At 66.5% G+C, this 16,200-nt stretch carries 16 protein-coding genes; 5 read left to right on the top strand and 11 right to left on the bottom strand.

What is annotated here, in order from left to right:
* Positions 1–5 precede the first annotated feature (5 nt).
* From DBZ45_RS00675 to DBZ45_RS00650, 6 genes are read right to left on the bottom strand one after another with little or no spacing between them, the layout of a single operon-like run.
* Entirely contained in the window at positions 6–533 is a 528-nt protein-coding gene (locus DBZ45_RS00675; protein WP_111902066.1) for a MaoC family dehydratase, read from the bottom strand.
* Positions 530–1,264 (bottom strand): CoA transferase subunit B, encoded by a 735-nt coding sequence (locus DBZ45_RS00670; protein ID WP_111902065.1) that lies wholly within the window; start codon positions 1,262–1,264, stop codon positions 530–532. Before DBZ45_RS00670 ends, DBZ45_RS00675 begins: the two co-directional genes overlap by 4 nt.
* A 2-nt stretch (positions 1,265–1,266) precedes the next feature.
* Positions 1,267–2,058 (bottom strand): CoA transferase subunit A, encoded by a 792-nt coding sequence (locus DBZ45_RS00665; protein WP_111902064.1) that lies wholly within the window; start codon positions 2,056–2,058, stop codon positions 1,267–1,269.
* Between the two features lie 54 nt (positions 2,059–2,112).
* The gene (locus tag DBZ45_RS00660) at positions 2,113–3,288 is read right to left on the bottom strand and encodes an acyl-CoA dehydrogenase family protein (protein WP_111902063.1); all 1,176 of its coding nucleotides are present in this window, start codon (positions 3,286–3,288) and stop codon (positions 2,113–2,115) included.
* Positions 3,289–3,290: 2 nt separating this feature from the next.
* Positions 3,291–5,474 carry an ATP-binding protein gene (locus tag DBZ45_RS00655; RefSeq protein ID WP_111902062.1) on the bottom strand — a complete coding sequence of 728 codons (2,184 nt, stop codon included), beginning with the start codon at positions 5,472–5,474 and terminating at the stop codon, positions 3,291–3,293.
* A 7-nt stretch (positions 5,475–5,481) separates the two neighbouring features.
* On the bottom strand, positions 5,482–7,089 hold the full coding sequence (locus tag DBZ45_RS00650) for a carboxyl transferase domain-containing protein (protein WP_111902061.1): 1,608 nt from the start codon (positions 7,087–7,089) through the stop codon (positions 5,482–5,484).
* 145 nt (positions 7,090–7,234) lie between these two features.
* Between DBZ45_RS00650 and DBZ45_RS00645 the strand changes: the two genes are divergently transcribed.
* Positions 7,235–7,906: an SACE_7040 family transcriptional regulator gene (locus DBZ45_RS00645; RefSeq protein WP_111902060.1), complete on the top strand. Its 672-nt coding sequence runs from the start codon at positions 7,235–7,237 to the stop codon at positions 7,904–7,906.
* Positions 7,907–7,964: 58 nt separating this feature from the next.
* Here DBZ45_RS00645 and DBZ45_RS00640 read toward each other — a convergent pair whose 3' ends face one another.
* Genes DBZ45_RS00640 through pdhA form a run of 3 tightly spaced genes read right to left on the bottom strand, consistent with a single transcriptional unit; the run spans position 7,965 to position 11,526 of the window.
* Positions 7,965–9,344, bottom strand: a complete 1,380-nt coding sequence (locus tag DBZ45_RS00640) for a dihydrolipoamide acetyltransferase family protein (protein WP_111902059.1) — start codon at positions 9,342–9,344, stop codon at positions 7,965–7,967.
* Positions 9,341–10,351: an alpha-ketoacid dehydrogenase subunit beta gene (locus DBZ45_RS00635; RefSeq protein ID WP_111902058.1), complete on the bottom strand. Its 1,011-nt coding sequence runs from the start codon at positions 10,349–10,351 to the stop codon at positions 9,341–9,343. Before DBZ45_RS00635 ends, DBZ45_RS00640 begins: the two co-directional genes overlap by 4 nt.
* Complete coding sequence (gene pdhA / locus DBZ45_RS00630) at positions 10,351–11,526, bottom strand: pyruvate dehydrogenase (acetyl-transferring) E1 component subunit alpha (RefSeq protein ID WP_111902057.1); 1,176 nt, start codon at positions 11,524–11,526, stop codon at positions 10,351–10,353. The genes DBZ45_RS00635 and pdhA overlap by 1 nt, the downstream gene beginning before the upstream one ends.
* A 196-nt stretch (positions 11,527–11,722) precedes the next feature.
* On the opposite strand from pdhA, the gene DBZ45_RS00625 reads away from it, so the two are divergent.
* From DBZ45_RS00625 to DBZ45_RS00610, 4 genes are all read left to right on the top strand, one after another.
* Entirely contained in the window at positions 11,723–12,196 is a 474-nt protein-coding gene (locus tag DBZ45_RS00625) for an Lrp/AsnC family transcriptional regulator (protein ID WP_111902056.1), read from the top strand.
* A 292-nt stretch (positions 12,197–12,488) separates the two neighbouring features.
* Entirely contained in the window at positions 12,489–12,938 is a 450-nt protein-coding gene (locus DBZ45_RS00620) for a hypothetical protein (RefSeq protein ID WP_223256859.1), read from the top strand.
* 128 nt (positions 12,939–13,066) lie between these two features.
* Positions 13,067–13,471, top strand: a complete 405-nt coding sequence (locus DBZ45_RS00615; RefSeq protein ID WP_111902054.1) for a DUF4383 domain-containing protein — start codon at positions 13,067–13,069, stop codon at positions 13,469–13,471.
* 22 nt (positions 13,472–13,493) lie between these two features.
* Positions 13,494–14,093 carry a hypothetical protein gene (locus DBZ45_RS00610; RefSeq protein ID WP_111902086.1) on the top strand — a complete coding sequence of 200 codons (600 nt, stop codon included), beginning with the start codon at positions 13,494–13,496 and terminating at the stop codon, positions 14,091–14,093.
* Positions 14,094–14,178: 85 nt separating this feature from the next.
* Here the strand turns inward: DBZ45_RS00610 and DBZ45_RS00605 are convergent, their stop codons facing one another.
* Together DBZ45_RS00605 and DBZ45_RS00600 are read right to left on the bottom strand one after the other, a co-directional pair.
* A complete protein-coding gene (locus tag DBZ45_RS00605; protein WP_111902053.1) occupies positions 14,179–15,795 on the bottom strand; it encodes a solute symporter family protein in 1,617 nt (538 codons plus the stop codon).
* Positions 15,792–16,175, bottom strand: coding sequence for a DUF485 domain-containing protein (locus tag DBZ45_RS00600; RefSeq protein ID WP_111902085.1), 384 nt, complete (start codon positions 16,173–16,175; stop codon positions 15,792–15,794). The genes DBZ45_RS00605 and DBZ45_RS00600 overlap by 4 nt, the downstream gene beginning before the upstream one ends.
* Positions 16,176–16,200: the final 25 nt, after the last annotated feature.

Raw genomic sequence — 16,200 nt, 5'->3', positions numbered from 1 at the left:
TCCGATTATTTGCCCCGCTGCGCCTCTATATGCGCCTCGCGCGTCCACATCAGGCAGCTGCGCGTGGCAGATGCCACCACCGTTCCGTCCTGGTTGAAGCCAGTGTGCTGCATGGTGACGACGCCCTGCCCCGGCCGTGACCCGGACAGCCGTTTACTGGTGATGACGGTCTCCGTGTACAACGTGTCCCCGTGGTAGAGCGGGTGCGGGAAGGAGACATCCGTCAGCCCGAGCTGCGCAATGATGGTGCCCTGGGTCAGCTGCCCGACGGACTGCCCCACCACCGTCGCCAGCGTGAACATGGAGTTCACCAGCCGCTGGCCAAAGGGCTGGCCCGCACTCCAGGCCGCGTCCAGGTGCAGCCCCTGCGTGTTCATGGTCATGGTGGTGAACAGCACGTTGTCCGCCTCCGTGACAGTCCGGCCGGGGCGGTGCGCGTAAACGACGTCTTCCTCGAGTTCCTCGAAGTAGAGTCCGCGCTGCTCGACGACCCGGGCACCGCCGTTGGTTGAGCCTGCCGAAACCGCGCTCATACGGTGAGTTCCTGGTCTTCCTCGAACAGCTCCGCACCCGTGGCCGCGGCTACATCTTCCGCAGACACGTTGGGGGCGAGCTCGCGCAGGACCAGACCGTCGGGAGTCACGTCAAGGACGGCGAGATCGGTGATGATGCGGTCCACGCAGGCCTTGCCGGTCAAGGGCAGCGAGCAGCGGTCCACGATCTTCGGTTTCCCGCTGCGGTCCACGTGCTCCATCATGACGATCACTTTCTTGGCTCCGAAGACCAGGTCCATGGCTCCGCCCATCCCCTTGACCATCTTTCCGGGGATCATCCAGTTGGCGAGGTCCCCGTTGGCGGCCACCTCCATGGCACCGAGCACGGCCACATCCACGTGCCCGCCGCGGATCATGCCGAAGGACTGCGCGGAGTCGAAGAACGCGGCGCCCTTGTTGACGGTGACGGTTTCCTTGCCGGCATTAATGAGGTCCGGATCCACCTCGTCCTCGCCGGGGTAGGGGCCGACCCCGAGGATGCCGTTCTCGGAGTGCAGGACCACTTCAACGCCGGCCGGGATGTAGTTGGGGATCAGGGTGGGCATTCCGATGCCGAGGTTTACATACTGGCCGTTGCTCAGCTCCTGGGCCACGCGGGCGGCCAGCTCATTGCGGGTCCAGCCCTTGCCCTCGGGGTGTGAGGAGGCGGCCCGGCGGTATTCGTGTCGCACGGCCTCGGGACGGGGAGCCAGGGGGCTGTTCGGGTCCATGGCTACGCTCCTGCCTGTTCGGTGGTTCCGGTGCTTGCTGCCGCGGACAGGGCGACGGTCCGCTTCTCAATGCGCTTCTCGGCTTCCGGCACCACCACCACCCGCTGGACGAAGATGCCCGGCAGGTGGACGTGTTCGGGATCCAGCTCGCCCGGCTCCACGAGTTCCTCCACCTCCGCGATGGTGATCCGTCCCGCCATGGCACAAAGCGGGTTGAAGTTCATGGCCGTCGCGTGGAAGACCAGGTTCCCGTGGCGGTCGCCCTTCCAGGCGTGGACCAGGCCGTAGTCCGGGGTGAGCGACTCCTCCAGGACGTAGTCAACGCCGTCAAAGCTCCGCACTTCCTTCGCCGGGGATGCGACGGCGATGCCGCCGTCGGCGTCGTATTTCTGCGGCAGGCCGCCGTCGGACACCTGGGTCCCCACGCCCGCCTTGGTGTAAAAAGCGGGGATGCCGGCACCGCCGGCGCGCAGCTTCTCGGCCAGGGTGCCCTGCGGGGTCAGGACCACCTCCAGTTCGCCGGCGAGGTACTGCCGGGCGAACTCCTTGTTCTCCCCGACGTACGAGCTGACGGTCCGGCGGATCCTGCCGTCCCGGAGGAGGATCCCCAGGCCCCAGTCGTCCACGCCGCAGTTGTTGCTGACAGTCTCCAGGTCCGTGGTGCCGCGGCGGTGGAGGGCGTCTATCAGCGCCACCGGGATCCCGCACAGGCCAAAACCCCCGACGGCGAGCGATGCACCGTCGGCTATGTCGGCGACCGCTTCGTCAGCGCTGGCAACAACCTTGTCAATCATCGTTGATCCTTTCGGCGTCTCCACAGACTTTCGACGGACACGGCCACGGGCCTGTTACAACCCCAGTTCCCGGGCGATCAGCATTAGCTGGACCTCCGTGGTGCCCTCCCCGACCTCCAGAATCTTGGAGTCCCGGTAGTGTCGCGCCACGGTGAACTCGTTGATGAAGCCATAGCCGCCGAATACCTGGGTGGCATCCCGCGCATTGTCCATGGCCGCCTCGCCTGCGACCATCTTAGCTATGGCCGCCTGGGTCTTGAACGGCTTGCCGGCGAGCATCCGGGCGGCAGCATCGTAGTACGCAAGACGGGCCGTATGGGCGCGCGCCTGCATGCGGGCGATCTTGAAGGCGATGGCCTGGTGCTTGCCGATATTGGTTCCGAAGGCGCTGCGGTCCTTGGCGTAGCGGACCGAAAGGTCCACGCAGCCCTGCGCAGCGCCGGTGGCCAGTGCGGCGATGGCGATCCTGCCCTCATCCAGGATGGACAGGAAGTTGGCGTAGCCCCGCCCCCGCTCCCCCAGCAGGTTTGCCTCGGGAACCGTGACGTCCCGCAGCGTCAGGGGGTGCGTGTCCGAGGCATTCCAGCCCACCTTGTTGTACGCCTTCTCGGCCTTGAAGCCGGGCGTGTCGGTGGGAACCAGGATGGTGGAGATCTCCTTCCTGATGCTGCCGTCCTTGCGCTCCTCCTGGCCCGTGACGGCGGTGACGGTCACCAGCTTGCTGATGTCAGTTCCCGAGTTGGTGATGAATTCCTTGTTGCCGTTGATGACCCAGTTCTTGGCGTCTCCGTCGCCGTCCAGCCGGGCCGTGGTCTTCGTGCCGCCGGCGTCCGATCCGGCTTCCGGCTCGGTCAGGCCAAAGCCGGCGAGCGCCTTTCCGGACGCGAGCAGCGGCAGCCATTCCTTCTTCTGGGCCTCGGTGCCGAAACGGTAGACGGGCATGGCGCCGAGCGAAACGCCGGCCTCAAGTGTGATGGCCACGGACTGGTCCACGCGCCCCAGCTGTTCCAGCGCGAGGGCCAGCGCGAAGTAATCGCCGCCCATGCCGCCGTATTCCTCCGGGAACGGCAGGCCGAACAGCCCCATGTCCGCCATCTGCGAGACCACTTCGTAGGGGAAGCTGTGTTCCTCGTCGTGCTTGGCGGAGACGGGGGCCACCACTTCGTCGGCGAATTCGCGGACGGTCTTGCTGAGGTCCTGGTATTCCTCGCTGAGGTCAAAATCGGCCATGGCTAGGCCTCCTTACGTTCATCTGTTGGATCCTGGGGTGCGGGCTGTTCCGCGTGAATGGTGGCGACGACCTGGTCGGCCTTGACCGGGTCGCCCGTGCTGACGCTGATGTGGACCGTGCCGGAGACTTCGGCCACGAGCTGGTGCTCCATCTTCATGGCCTCGACGGACAGCAGCACCTGTCCTGCAGTCACTTGATCGCCGTCACTCACCGGCACCGCGACGACGGTCCCGGGCATGGGTGACCGGACTTCCGGATCCGCGGCGCCCTCTTTCCGCTCGACGGCGGCCAGCACCCGCTCCAGGCGGGACTCGCGGGTGAGCACCTCGAGGCGGCAGGACCAGCCCTCGTCGCCGAGGAAGAGCTCCGACAGGACGCGGGGGTCGGGCTCGAGCCAGCTCTGGGCGGGAGGACCGGTGTGAACGGCTGCAAGTCCATAACTGGTGGCTTCGCCATTGAGGGTGAGCACCGGCCGTTGGCGACCCGCGTACTCCAGGAGGGCCGGGAGCTGCGGCCCTCCGTTCACGCTCACGGCGACACTATCCCCCGTGACGGGGCCCCACACGTCCACGGTGGCGACGCCGCCGTCGGAGGTTCCCAGGCTGATCCGGCGCGGCGCCGCGGCACCGAGTCGCCAGCCGTCGCGGCGCTGCCATGGGCCGGCCGCCGGTTCATGCTGGTGCTGTTCCTCTGTCGTGGCCAGGGCGTACAAGGCGGCGGTGACAAGTTCGGCGTCGCCCGGCTGGCGGAACGTGAACTGCGGCATCTTGCGCTCGATCAGGCCGGTGTCGAGGCGGCCGGCGCGGACGTCGGCGTCGTCGATCAGTAACCGCAGGTATTCGACGTTGGTGTCGATGCCCAGCGCGGTGTACCCGGCGAGCGCCTCGTCCAGGGTGTCAAGGGCCGCGGCGCGGTCCTCACCCCACGCGATGACCTTCGAAATCATCGGGTCATAGCTGGACGAGATCTCCAGGCCGTCCAGCAACGCCGAGTCCACCCGGACGCGCCCGCGGGCCGTTTCGACTTCGACGCGGACAGGAGCGCTGGGGCGCTGGGCGGGGCCGGGGATCTCGTCCAGCAGGAGCACTGTTCCGGTCGAGGGCAGGAAGTTCTTCTCCGGGACCTCGGCGTAGACACGCGCCTCCACGGAGTGGCCGGTCAGCACGACGTCGTCCTGCTGCACCGTCAGTTCCTCACCGGCGGCGATGCGCACCTGCCATTCGACAAGGTCGGTGCCCGTGACCATTTCCGTCACCGGATGTTCCACCTGGAGACGGGTGTTCATCTCCATGAAGAAAAACTCGTCCGGGGAGTCGTCCGAAACGAGGAACTCCACGGTGCCGGCGCCGGCATAGTGGACACTGCGGGCGGCCTGGCACGCAGCCTCGCCAATCTTCGCGCGGACGGCCTCGCCGTCGGACAGAGATTCCAGCAGTGGTGACGGCGCTTCCTCGATGACCTTCTGGTGCCGCCGCTGCAGGGAGCATTCGCGCTCCCCCAGGTGGATGACGTTGCCGTGCGTATCGGCCAGGACCTGCACCTCGATGTGCCGCGGCGACCTCACCAGGCGTTCCAGGAACAGGGTGTCGTCCCCGAATGCGCTGGCAGCCACGCGCCGTGCGGTGGCCAGGGCCGCCGGCAGGTCCTCCGGGCGCTCCACTGCATGCATTCCCTTGCCGCCGCCACCCGCCGAGGGCTTGATCAGCAGTGGGAAGCCCACGGCCGGGGCGGCGATGATGAGTTCCGCATCCGTCATGCCGGGCTCGGCGATGCCCGGGACCACCGGAACGCCATATCCGGACACGTGGTTCTTCGAGCGGATCTTGTCTCCCATGACCTCCAGTGCCTCGGCCCCGGGTCCGATGAAGGCGATGCGGGCCGCATTCAGCGCCCGGGCGAAGTCGGCGTTCTCGCTCAGGAATCCATACCCTGGGTGCACCGCCTGCGCACCGGTGTCCTGGCAGGCCCTGATGATCGCGTCGATGCTGAGGTAGCTTTGGGCGGCCGCGGCTGGGCCGATCCGGACGGCGGCGTCGGCCTCGCGCACGTGGCGGGCGCCGACGTCGGCATCGCTGTAGACGGCAACCGAACGGATGCCCATGGCGCGCAGGGTTCTGATCACGCGGCAGGCAATCTCGCCGCGGTTGGCCACGAGGACCGTGCGGAACATGGTTTCGGCAGTCATTACTGGCTCACATTCGGAAGAGGCCGAAGGAGGTCTCCGGCAGCGGGACACGGGAGACGACGTCGAGGGCGAGGCCCAGCACGGTGCGGGTGTCAGCGGGGTCAATAATGCCGTCGTCCCACAGCCGCGCCGTGGAGTAGTAGGGGCTGCCCTGGTCCTCGTACTGCTGCCGGATGGGGGCCTTGAACGCCTCTTCATCCGCTGCGGACCACTCCTGCCCTGCGGCCTCGTGCTGGTCACGCTTGACGGTGGCCAGGACGCTGGAGGCCTGGTTGCCGCCCATGACGGAGATACGGCTGGCGGGCCACATCCACAGGAAGCGCGGCGAGTAGGCCCGGCCGCACATCGAGTAGTTGCCGGCGCCGAAGGACCCGCCGATCACCACGGTCAGCTTGGGCACGCGCGTGGTGGCCACGGCGGTGACCATTTTGGCGCCGTTCTTGGCAATGCCGCCCTGCTCGTAGTCCTTGCCCACCATGAAGCCGGAGATGTTCTGCAGGAAGAGCAGCGGAATGCCGCGCTGGTCGCACAGTTCGATGAAGTGGGCGCCCTTGAGCGCCGACTCGCTGAACAGCACGCCGTTGTTGGCCACGATGCCCACAGGGTGTCCGTGGAGCCTGGCGAATCCCGTCACCAGGGTGGGGCCGTAGTTCTTCTTGAACTCATGGAAGCGGCTGCCGTCCACCAGCCGGGCGATCACCTCGCGGACGTCGTACTGAGCATTGACGTCCGTGGGAACGGCACCGTAGAGCTCGCCGGGCCCGGCGGCAGGTTCGACGGCGGTTTCCACGTCCCAGGCCGGCGCGGCGGGCCGGGGCAGCGTGGCGACAATGTCGCGGACGATCTGCAGGGCGTGCTCGTCGTTTTCGGCGAGGTGGTCCGTGACGCCGGAGATCCGGGAGTGCACGTCGCCGCCCCCAAGCTCCTCCGCGCTGACGATTTCGCCGATGGCCGCCTTCACGAGGGGCGGGCCGCCGAGGAAGATGGTGCCCTGGTTGCGGACGATGACCGTTTCATCGCTCATCGCGGGAACGTAGGCGCCGCCTGCGGTGCAGGAGCCCATCACGGAGGCGATCTGGGGAATCCCGGCCGCGGACATTCGGGCCTGGTTGTAGAAGATCCGGCCGAAATGGTCCCGGTCCGGAAAGACCTCGTCCTGCTTGGGGAGGAAGGCTCCGCCGGAATCCACGAGGTAGATGCACGGGAGCCGGTTCTCGAGCGCGATCTCCTGGGCCCTGAGGTGCTTCTTCACCGTCATGGGGTAGTACGTGCCGCCCTTGACGGTGGCGTCGTTGGAAACCACCAGCACGTGGCGGCCGTGCACCAGGCCGATGCCTGCGATGATGCCGGCGCCGGGCGAATCGTCGTTGTACATGCCGTTCGCAGCCAGCGGGGCGATCTCGAGGAAGGGGCTGCCGTCGTCGAGAAGCCGGTCGATCCGTTCCCGGGGAAGCAATTTGCCCCGCGCCATGTGCCGCTCACGCGACTTCTCCGGCCCGCCCAGCGCCGCCGTGGCAAGACGTTTCCGCAGCTCATCCGCGAGCGCGCGCTGCGCAAGGCTGTTGGCCTCAAATGCGCTGCCGGCGGCATCCAGCCGGCTGGCGAGTGTCTCCATTGACCGCTTCCATTCCCGGGCACGTCCGGTGGCAGTCCTGCCGCATTTCGGTTAGTGCCTCGTAACTGAGATTAGGTTAGTCTCTAGTAACTGTGATGTCCAACACAGGATGTTGGTAGAGTGCTTTGGGTTCCGAGGAGGAAATGTGCCCACCACAGATCGAGAGCTCACCGCTCCCGGCCAGGCCGCAGCCGGCCGCGAGACAACCGGTCCGACGCAGCGCAGCCGGGCGAAGGAATCACGCCGGCAGGCGCTCCTGTCCGCCGCGGCCACGCTCTTCGCCGTCAACGGGTTCAACCGGGTCTCCCTCGAGGACCTCGGCGCCGCTGCAGGCGTGAGCGGACCCGCCGTGTACCGCCACTTCCCCGGAAAGCAGGCCGTGCTCGGCGCGCTGCTTCTCAGCGTCAGCCAGGACCTCCTCGACGGCGGCCGCCGCGTGGTTGCCGATGCCGCCGACCCCTCCGCCGCCCTCAACCGTCTGGTGCAGTTCCACGTGGACTTTGCCCTCAGCAACCCCGACGTGATCCGGGTGCAGGACAGGGATTTCAGCAACCTGACCAGCGAGGACCAGGCACAGGTACGTGCCCTGCAGCGCAGCTACGTGGAAGTCTGGGTCGACGTGCTCGCCGGCATCCATGGCACAACAGACACGGCCGACCTCCGCATGCGCGCCCACGCGACATTCGGCCTCATCAACTCCACGCCGCACTCCGTCCGCAACCACGGTAGCCGGATGGCCATCAAGTCGGCGCGGCCGCTTCTTGAGAGCATGGCGCTGGCGGCCCTGCTGGTGACGGCCGGCCCGCTTTCCGACTGACCGCGCTTCCCGGCTGCCTGCCGCTCGAGTGTGGGCGCCAGGCATCCGGGAATCGCGGCTACGCCATCGCGAAGGCCATGCCGGGATCCGCGAGCAGCGCACCCACGTCGGCCAGGAACCTGGACCCCTGCTCACCGTCCACCAGCCGGTGGTCGAAGGAGAGGCTCAGCGTCATGACCTGCCTCAGCGCGACCTGGTCCCGGTACTCCCACGGGGTTTTCCGGACGGCGCCCATGGCGAGGATCGCGGCCTCCCCCGGGTTCAGGATGGGCGTGCCGGCGTCAATCCCGAAGACACCGATGTTGGTGATGGAAATGGTGCCGCCGGAGAGGTCCCCAGGGCTGGTCTTCCCGGCCCTGGCAGTGTCCGTCAGTTCTGCGAGCGCCGCCGACAAATCGACAAGCGCCAGCCGGTCCGCATCCTTGATATTGGGAACGGTGAGACCACGCGGAGTTGCGGCCGCGATGCCGAGGTTCACGTAGTTGAACTGGACGATCTCCTGGTTCGCTTCGTCCCACCTGGCGTTCAAACCGGGATTGCGCCGCAGAGCAATCAGGACAGCCTTGGCCACGAGGGTCAGCGGCGTGAGCTTGTGGCCCGCGAACGCCTTGCTTTCCTTAAGCCTGGCCAGCAGCTCCATGGAAGGAGTGACGTCGACAGTGAGGAACTCCGTCACATGGGGCGCCGTAAAGGCGCTGTTGACCATGGCCGCGGCCGTGAACTTGCGGACACCTTTGATGGGCGTGCGCACTTCACGCTCACCCTGGGGCGAAGCGGGTTGGGGTGCCGCTTCCTGTGCTGCCAGCTCCTGGGCGGCCGCGGGAAGGTCTCCGCCGCCCACGAAATTCCGCACATCGTCACGGGTAATGAGACCCGTCGGGCCTGTCCCCGTGACACTCCCAAGATCGACTCCGAGGTCCTTCGCCAGCTTCCGAACGGGCGGCGTGGAACGGGGCCGCTCGGCGGATGCGGTGTCGGCAGGCTTGGTTTCGACAGGCTCAACTAGCGCGGCAGGCTCAACCACCGGGGCGGGCTCAACCACAGGGGCGGGCTCAACCAGCGTTCGCTGCCGCCGGACGGGACGGCCGGTGCTTTCGACGACGGCGCCGTACCCGACGAGGTTGGGTTCCCTCTTGGGAAGCGCTGGCTCAGCCGGAGCGGCAGCGGCGGTCTGGTTACCGGCGTCGTCCAATACCTCGAACGAGACAATCGGCTTGCCGACCTCCACGACGGTTCCCGGCTGTTCATGCAGGGCGGTGATCACGCCCGCGAAGGGTGAGGGCAGCTCCACCACTGCTTTGGCGGTCTCCACCTCGGCGATGATCTGGTTCAGGCTGACGGTGTCCCCGACCCCCACTTTCCAGCTGACGATTTCGGACTCGGTCAGTCCTTCGCCGAGATCGGGCAGCCGGAATTCCTTGATCATGGTGGCGGTCATCCTTCCAGCCCGCTCAGCGAATTCGGCCGGCCCAGCGCGCGGTCCACGCCGTCGAGGATCCGGTCCAGATTCGGCAGGTGATGCATCTCCACCTTCGAATAGGGGTACGGCACGTCAAAGCCGGTGACGCGGACGGGTGCCGCCTCCAGGTGGTAGAAGCAGCGCTCGGTGATGCTGGCGGCAACCTCCGCGCCGAGCCCGCCCGACTGCCCGGCCTCGTGGGTGATCACCAGCCTGCCCGTCTTGCGGACCGAGGCCTCGACGGTGGCGAAATCCACGGGAGCCAGCGACCGCAGGTCAATGACCTCAACCGAGACGCCTTCGTCCGCGGCTGCCGTGGCAGCGTCACGGGCCGTCTTCACGAGTGGCCCGTAGGCCAAGAGCGTAACGTCGGTGCCGTCGGTGACCACCCGGGCCTGGCCCATCGGCGGCGCTGAATTGGGATCGAGCCTCTCGTCCACTTCGCCTTTGTCGTGGTAGCGGCGCTTGGGCTCGAAGAACACCACCGGGTCATCGCAGGAAATGGCCTGCTGGATCATAGTGTGGGCGTCCTGCGGGCTGGCCGGAGTGACCACCCGCAGGCCTGCCGTGTGGGCGAAGTAGGCCTCCGGTGACTCGGAGTGGTGCTCCGGCGACCCGATGCCGCCGCCGAACGGGATGCGGATGGTGATGGGCATTTTGACGGCGCCGCGGCTGCGGTAATGCATCTTGGCCACCTGGGACACGATCTGGTCGAAGGCGGGGTAGACAAAACCGTCGAACTGGATCTCCACCACCGGCCGGTACCCGCGGTAGGCCAGGCCAACCGCGGTACCCACAATGCCGGACTCGGCCAGGGGTGTGTCCACCACCCGGTGCTTGCCGAAGTCCTTCTGCAGCCCGTCCGTCACGCGGAAGACGCCGCCCAGGGTGCCGATGTCCTCGCCCATGAGGAGCACCTTGGGATCGTTGTCGAGGGATCTGCGGAGGCCTGAATTTATTGCCCGCGCAAAGGTCATCTGCGTCATCAGCGTGCACCTTCTTCTTGTGTTGCCCCTGCGGGATCGCCGAAGGAGGCAAGGTAACGGGAGTAGTGGTCCTGCTGGCGGTCCAGCCAGGAGTTGGGAGTGCTGTACACGTGCTTGAAGACGTCCAGGGGTTCGGGATCCGGCATGCCAGTGCAGCCGGCACGCAGCTCGCGGGCGACGGCGTCAGCCTTGGTCCGCACGCCTGCTTCGAACTCCTCGGTGAACAGGCCCTTCCGGTCAAGCAGCGCATGGACCCGTCCAATCGGATCCTTGGCCGCCCAGTCTTCGAGTTCATTGGGGTCGCGGTACCGGGTGGGATCGTCCGCCGTCGTATGCGGGCCCATCCTGTAGGTAACGGCCTCAATAAAAGTGGGGCCGCCGCCCCGGCGGGCCCGGTCGAGGGCGACCCGCGTGGCTGCCATTACCGCCAGGACATCGTTGCCGTCGACCCGCATGCTGGGGATGCCGAATCCGGCCCCGCGGTCCACAAGCTGGGTGTGGGACTGGAGGCGCACAGGTTCGGAGATGGCCCAGTGGTTGTTTTGGCAGAAGAACACCAGGGGCACCTGGAAGCTGGCGGCAAAGACCATGGCCTCGTTGACGTCGCCTTCGCTGGTGGCGCCGTCGCCGAAGTACACAATCGCCGCAGAGTCGGCACCGTCGTTCTGGATTCCCATGGCGTACCCGGTGGCATGCAGCGTCTGCGCGCCGATGACGATCTGCGGGATGGCCATGTTGACTGTATACGGGTCCCAGCCGCCGGAGGCAGCCCCGCGCCAGACACGCAGGATGTCCGCCAGGTCCACCCCGCGGCAGTAGGCCACGCCGTTCTCGCGGTAGCTGGGAAATATAAAGTCGTCATCCCGCAGGGAGCGCACTGACCCCACCTGCGAGGCTTCCTGGCCCAGCAGCGGCGGCCAGAGGCCCAGTTCGCCCTGGCGCTGCAGCGCTGTTGCCTCTTTGTCGATCCGCCGGATCACCACCAGGTCCTCGTAGAGCGAGCACAGTTGCTCGTCTGATACGTCCCTGACCCAGGGGTCATACTCCGGATGGCTGACGCGCTCCCCCGAGGGGGTGATCAGCTGGACCATGCCGTGGCCTGCGCCACCCTGGTGCCCTGCATTGTTGTCCTGGCCGGCGGATGTTCCGCCCCGGCCCGCATCGTCTGTCACCACTGTTGCCGCAACCTTCTGACGTCGTGTAACCATCCCGCGGCAGGACTCGTGATACCGCCGCATTCCGGCCTCCCGGGCGCCTTTGCCCCGATTAATTGTGACCCTACTCACAATGCCCAACTGGTACAACCACCGCGGCTAAAACTGAGCACAATGCACTGTTGGGCGCCCTCAGACCGTGCTAGCCTTGCGCATTATGCAAGCTTTGGATGGCACAGACACCCGGCTGCTCTCCGCCTTGGCTCAGGACCCCCGCCGCACTGTGGTGGCTCTGGCCCAGAAGCTTGGCCTTTCCCGCAACACCGTCCAGGCGCGGATGGCCCAGCTCGAGAAGAAGCACGCCTTCCTGTCATTCGAGCGGCGCATCAATCCGGTGTCCCTGGGGTATCCGCTGATGGCTTTCATCTCGGTCCATGTCCAGCAGCAAAAGCTCGGCTCACTCGCCGAGGAGCTGGCGGCCGTGCCGGAGATCCTCGAGGGCTACGGATTGACCGGCTCGGCCGACCTGCTGCTGCGCGTGGTGGCCCTGGACGCCGAAGACCTCTTCCGGATCAACGGGAAGATCCTGGCCTGCGACGGCGTCGAAAGGACCGACACCGCCCTGGCGATGGGCGAACTGATACCTTTCCGGATCCAGCCATTGCTTGAGCGCAACTCATCTGAAGACTAGGCGCACCTGGCCGTCTGTGACGACGGGAAACCATCACGGTTCCTGGCGTTTCGATGCAAAAAAGGGCGGGCGCTATAGGCTATTCCACAAAAGTGACCGGGCGCCGGCTGTGCCCCTTTAGTCGGAGCGCCGCTGGTGCGGTGCCGGAAAGGCCCAACCCTTGAGCAATCCCCCGCTCCCTCCGCCGCAGCAGCCCCGACCCTACCAACCCGGTCCGCAACGGCCCGGTCCGCAACGGCCCGGGGCGCAGCAGCCAAAGGGCCGGCGGGCCCTTCCGCCTTCCCCGTTCGGCTTGCCGGGCCTGCCTCCGGCCAAAAGCCGCAAGGGCCTCTGGATCGTGGTGGGCATCGTGGCAGGCGTGCTCCTGCTGGTAATCGTCGGGGTCCTGCTCCTGGTGAACCTGGTGGGCGGGTCCACCCGGCAGGCCGGGGACCTCGCGGACGACTTCACCAGGCTGGTTATCGCCGGCGACACGGACAAGGCCTACAACGACTACATGGACCCGAGCCTCAAGGAGCAGCTGAGCCGCGAGGACTTCGCGTCAGGCGTGAAGAGCCTCCAGCTTGACCCGTCCTGCACCACGGCCTACGACGACCTCAAAGTCAGCACGCAGAACGACAACAACATTGCAGATGTCGCCGGGCTCATCAAATGCCAGGGCAAGGACATCGAAATGGTGTACCGCTTCGCCGGCAAGGACGAACTGAAGCTGGTCACCATCAAGCTCCGGCCAAAGGTCTGACCCTCATCTGACCGCGCACCCATCCAAGCGCCAGCCTGACCCGAATTGCTTCCGAGAGTCCCAGCCGGGGCTCCGCAAATCTGGCCGGGGCAAGCGCCCCCGGCCGGCAACCGGAAGGAATCTGGGCCATGCGCAACTCACCGAACCGTCTCATCGCCACTGTCTTCGGAGCCGTCTACCTGCTGGTGGGACTCGTAGGCTTCGCCGTGACGTCTGGAGTCGGCTTCTTCTCCACTGAAGGCTCCAACCTGATCATCTTCGAGGTCAACCCGCTGCACAACGTGATCCACCTCGCGATCGGCGCCGCCCTCCTCTACGCCGGAGTCAAGGATGTCCAGCTGTCGCGGACCATCAACACGGCTGTGGGTGCGGTGTACCTGCTCGTGGGCATCCTCGGACTGTTCCTGCTCAGCTCGCCCCTGAACATCATTGCCCTCAACGGCGCGGACAACGTTCTCCACCTGGCGAGCGCCGTCCTGCTGCTCGGCGTCGGCCTGTCCCTGGACAAGGTCCCCGCCACGGCACGCGCCTAGCAGACCTGGCGCCTAAAAAATGATGACCGGCCAGGCCATCCCGGCTATTCCGGCACCGCAGGGAACGCACCGTTCCGATGCCGTCAGGCTCTTCGCCGGCTTTGCCGGCCTCGGCGCCGCAGCGGTCAACCTCGCCGTCGCCTCGAGCCTGTTTGCTGCCGCCGGTGCCAACTTCCCCGGCAGGGTGGGCGGCGCCGCGGCCGCCCTGCTCTGGGGTGCAGCGCTGCTGGGGTGGACGGTCGCAGGGCTGAGCAGGAACCGTTTCCCGATGCCGCGGGCCTCCGCTCTCCTGCTGCCCGCGGCAGCCGCCGTGCACGTGGCGGCCATTGTTTTTGGCGCAGGGAGCGGCATGGCCGGCCTAGGCATCAGCCACCTCGCCGCCGTGCTGCTGACCCTCATGATCCGCGCGGCCACGTCATGGCTCAGCCGCGAGTCCCCCAATCTTTCCGGGGCACCTGGCCAGAACACGTCGGGTCGCCTGGGCGCGGGAACGCTCCTCGCCGCCGCCTTCGCCGGTGCCGTGCTGGTTGCCGCCATCACGACGCCGGGACTCGCCGCATCGACGGCGGGACAGTTCGCAGTGCCGCACGGTGAACACACCGGGAGCCACCACTCGCCCTGAAGGTGCCGACGCATGCCTGGCAGCCGCCAAAACGGCAGGAGCCCCCAAGTAGTACGCGGGGGCTCCTGCCGTTTGATTGTTCAGGTTAGTGCTCGACGGCCTTCTCGGCGCCCACCCCGGTTAGCGACCGGACTTCCATCTCGGCCTGCTTGCTGGGGTCCTCCTGCCGCTTGTCCAGGACCGTGCCGAGCCAGCCCAGCAGGAAGGCCAGTGGGATGGACACAATGCCCGGGTTGCTCAGCGGGAAGACGGCGAAGTTGGCGTCCTTGATCATGGAGGTCGCGCCGCCCGACACCACCGGCGACAGCGCGATCAGGATGATGGCCGATGCCAGCCCGCCGTACATGCTCCATACCGCACCCTGTGTGGTGAACCGGCGCCAGAACAGGGAGTAGATGATGGTGGGCAGGTTGGCGGAGGCGGCCACGGCGAACGCCAGGGCCACCAGGAAGGCCACGTTCTGGCCGTTGGCGAAGATTCCGCCCAGGATGGCGAGAACGCCGATCACAATCACAGTGCGGCGGGCCACCTTAACTTCGGTCTCAGCGTCGGCCTTTCCCTTCGCGATGACGTTCGCATAGATGTCGTGGGCGAAAGAGGCCGCGGCGGTGATCGTGAGGCCGGCAACCACGGCGAGGATCGTGGCGAAAGCCACGGCCGAGATGAAGCCCAGGAGTAAGGGGCCGCCCAGATGGAAGGCCAGCAGCGGCGCTGCCGAGTTGACGCCGCCGGGGGCGCCCTTGATGGTGTCGGCCCCCACCAGGGCGGCGGCGCCGTAGCCGAGGACCAGCGTGAAGATGTAGAACAACCCGATCAGCCAGATGGACCACACCACGGACTTGCGGGCCTCCTTGGCGGTGGGCACCGTGTAGAAGCGCATCAGCACGTGCGGCAGGGCGGCCGTCCCCAGTACCAGGGCCAGGGCCAGGGACATGAAGTCCAGCTTGGACGTTTCGGTCTTGCCGTACTGCAGGCCGGGGTTGAGCACGGCAGGGTTGTTCGCCGCCTCGGCCGCGCCGCCCAGCAGGCTGGAGAGGTTGAACCCGTAGATGGCGAGTACCCAGAGGGTCATGACGGCGGCACCGGCGATGAGCAGGCAGGCCTTGATGATCTGCACCCAGGTAGTGCCCTTCATTCCGCCGATCAGGACATACATGATCATCAGGGCGCCGACGACGATAATCACCAGGGCCTGTCCGCCCCAGTCGCTGATGCCCAGCAGCAGCGAGATCAGGCTTCCGGCGCCGGCCATCTGGGCCAGGAGGTAGAAGAAACAGACGGCAAGCGTGGAGATGGCAGCTGCGATGCGGACCGGGCGCTGCCGAAGGCGGAACGACAGGACGTCGGCCATGGTGTACTTGCCCGTGTTCCGGAGCAGCTCCGCCACCAGCAGGAGAGCCACGAGCCAGGCGACCAGGAAGCCAATGGAGTACATGAACCCGTCATAGCCGTTGATGGCGATGGCCCCGGTGATGCCCAGGAAGGAAGCCGCGGACAGGTAGTCGCCTGCGATGGCGGTGCCGTTCTGCGAGCCGGTGAAGGAACGGCCGGCAGCATAGTAATCAGCCGCTGTCTTGTTGTTCCGGCTGGCCCGCAACACGATGACCATGGTGACCGCGACGAACAGGGCGAAGATGCCCATGTTCAGCAGCGTGGTGTCCTTGAGTGCGGCGACGTCAACCGCTGCGGGAATAGTGATCATTTTGTTCCTCCACCGAGAGTGCTGCTGCCGGACTTGTCATACTCGTGGCCTTCAATGCCGTGCCGGATGTCCGCGGCGATCGGGTCCAGGCGCCTGTTCGAGTAGCTGACGTACCATCCGGTGATGCCGAAGGTGGTCACGAACTGCAGCAGCCCCATGATCAGGCCGACGTTGATGTTGCCCCACACCTTGGTGGACATGAAGTCCACGGCGTAGGCGGCGAGGATGACGTAGGCGAAGTACCAGAGCAGAAACGCTAAGGCCATGGGGAACACAAAGCTGCGGTGGCGCTTGCGCAGTTCCTTGAACTGCTGCGTGGCCTGGACTTCCTCGAAGTCCGCGGACGCTGCCGCGGCCGGGGTTCGGGCATCGTTACCCATCATTCCTCCTCGTTAAGACTGGCTC

The organism is Arthrobacter globiformis, assembly GCF_003261175.1.
Classification (GTDB): Bacteria; Actinomycetota; Actinomycetes; order Actinomycetales; family Micrococcaceae; genus Arthrobacter; species Arthrobacter globiformis_A.
This window is presented reverse-complemented; position numbering and strand designations above follow the sequence as displayed.

Coding starts and splice junctions, on each gene's coding strand:
- DBZ45_RS00660 (WP_111902063.1), bottom strand. CDS start 3,288: ATGGCCGATTTTGACCTCAGCGAGGAATACCAGGACCTCAGCAAGACC.
- DBZ45_RS00650 (WP_111902061.1), bottom strand. CDS start 7,089: ATGGAGACACTCGCCAGCCGGCTGGATGCCGCCGGCAGCGCATTTGAG.
- DBZ45_RS00635 (WP_111902058.1), bottom strand. CDS start 10,351: ATGACGCAGATGACCTTTGCGCGGGCAATAAATTCAGGCCTCCGCAGA.
- DBZ45_RS00610 (WP_111902086.1), top strand. CDS start 13,494: ATGACCGGCCAGGCCATCCCGGCTATTCCGGCACCGCAGGGAACGCAC.
- DBZ45_RS00675 (WP_111902066.1), bottom strand. CDS start 533: ATGAGCGCGGTTTCGGCAGGCTCAACCAACGGCGGTGCCCGGGTCGTC.
- DBZ45_RS00655 (WP_111902062.1), bottom strand. CDS start 5,474: ATGACTGCCGAAACCATGTTCCGCACGGTCCTCGTGGCCAACCGCGGC.
- DBZ45_RS00615 (WP_111902054.1), top strand. CDS start 13,067: ATGCGCAACTCACCGAACCGTCTCATCGCCACTGTCTTCGGAGCCGTC.
- DBZ45_RS00665 (WP_111902064.1), bottom strand. CDS start 2,058: ATGATTGACAAGGTTGTTGCCAGCGCTGACGAAGCGGTCGCCGACATA.
- DBZ45_RS00640 (WP_111902059.1), bottom strand. CDS start 9,344: ATGACCGCCACCATGATCAAGGAATTCCGGCTGCCCGATCTCGGCGAA.
- DBZ45_RS00600 (WP_111902085.1), bottom strand. CDS start 16,175: ATGGGTAACGATGCCCGAACCCCGGCCGCGGCAGCGTCCGCGGACTTC.
- DBZ45_RS00670 (WP_111902065.1), bottom strand. CDS start 1,264: ATGGACCCGAACAGCCCCCTGGCTCCCCGTCCCGAGGCCGTGCGACAC.
- DBZ45_RS00605 (WP_111902053.1), bottom strand. CDS start 15,795: ATGATCACTATTCCCGCAGCGGTTGACGTCGCCGCACTCAAGGACACC.
- DBZ45_RS00625 (WP_111902056.1), top strand. CDS start 11,723: ATGCAAGCTTTGGATGGCACAGACACCCGGCTGCTCTCCGCCTTGGCT.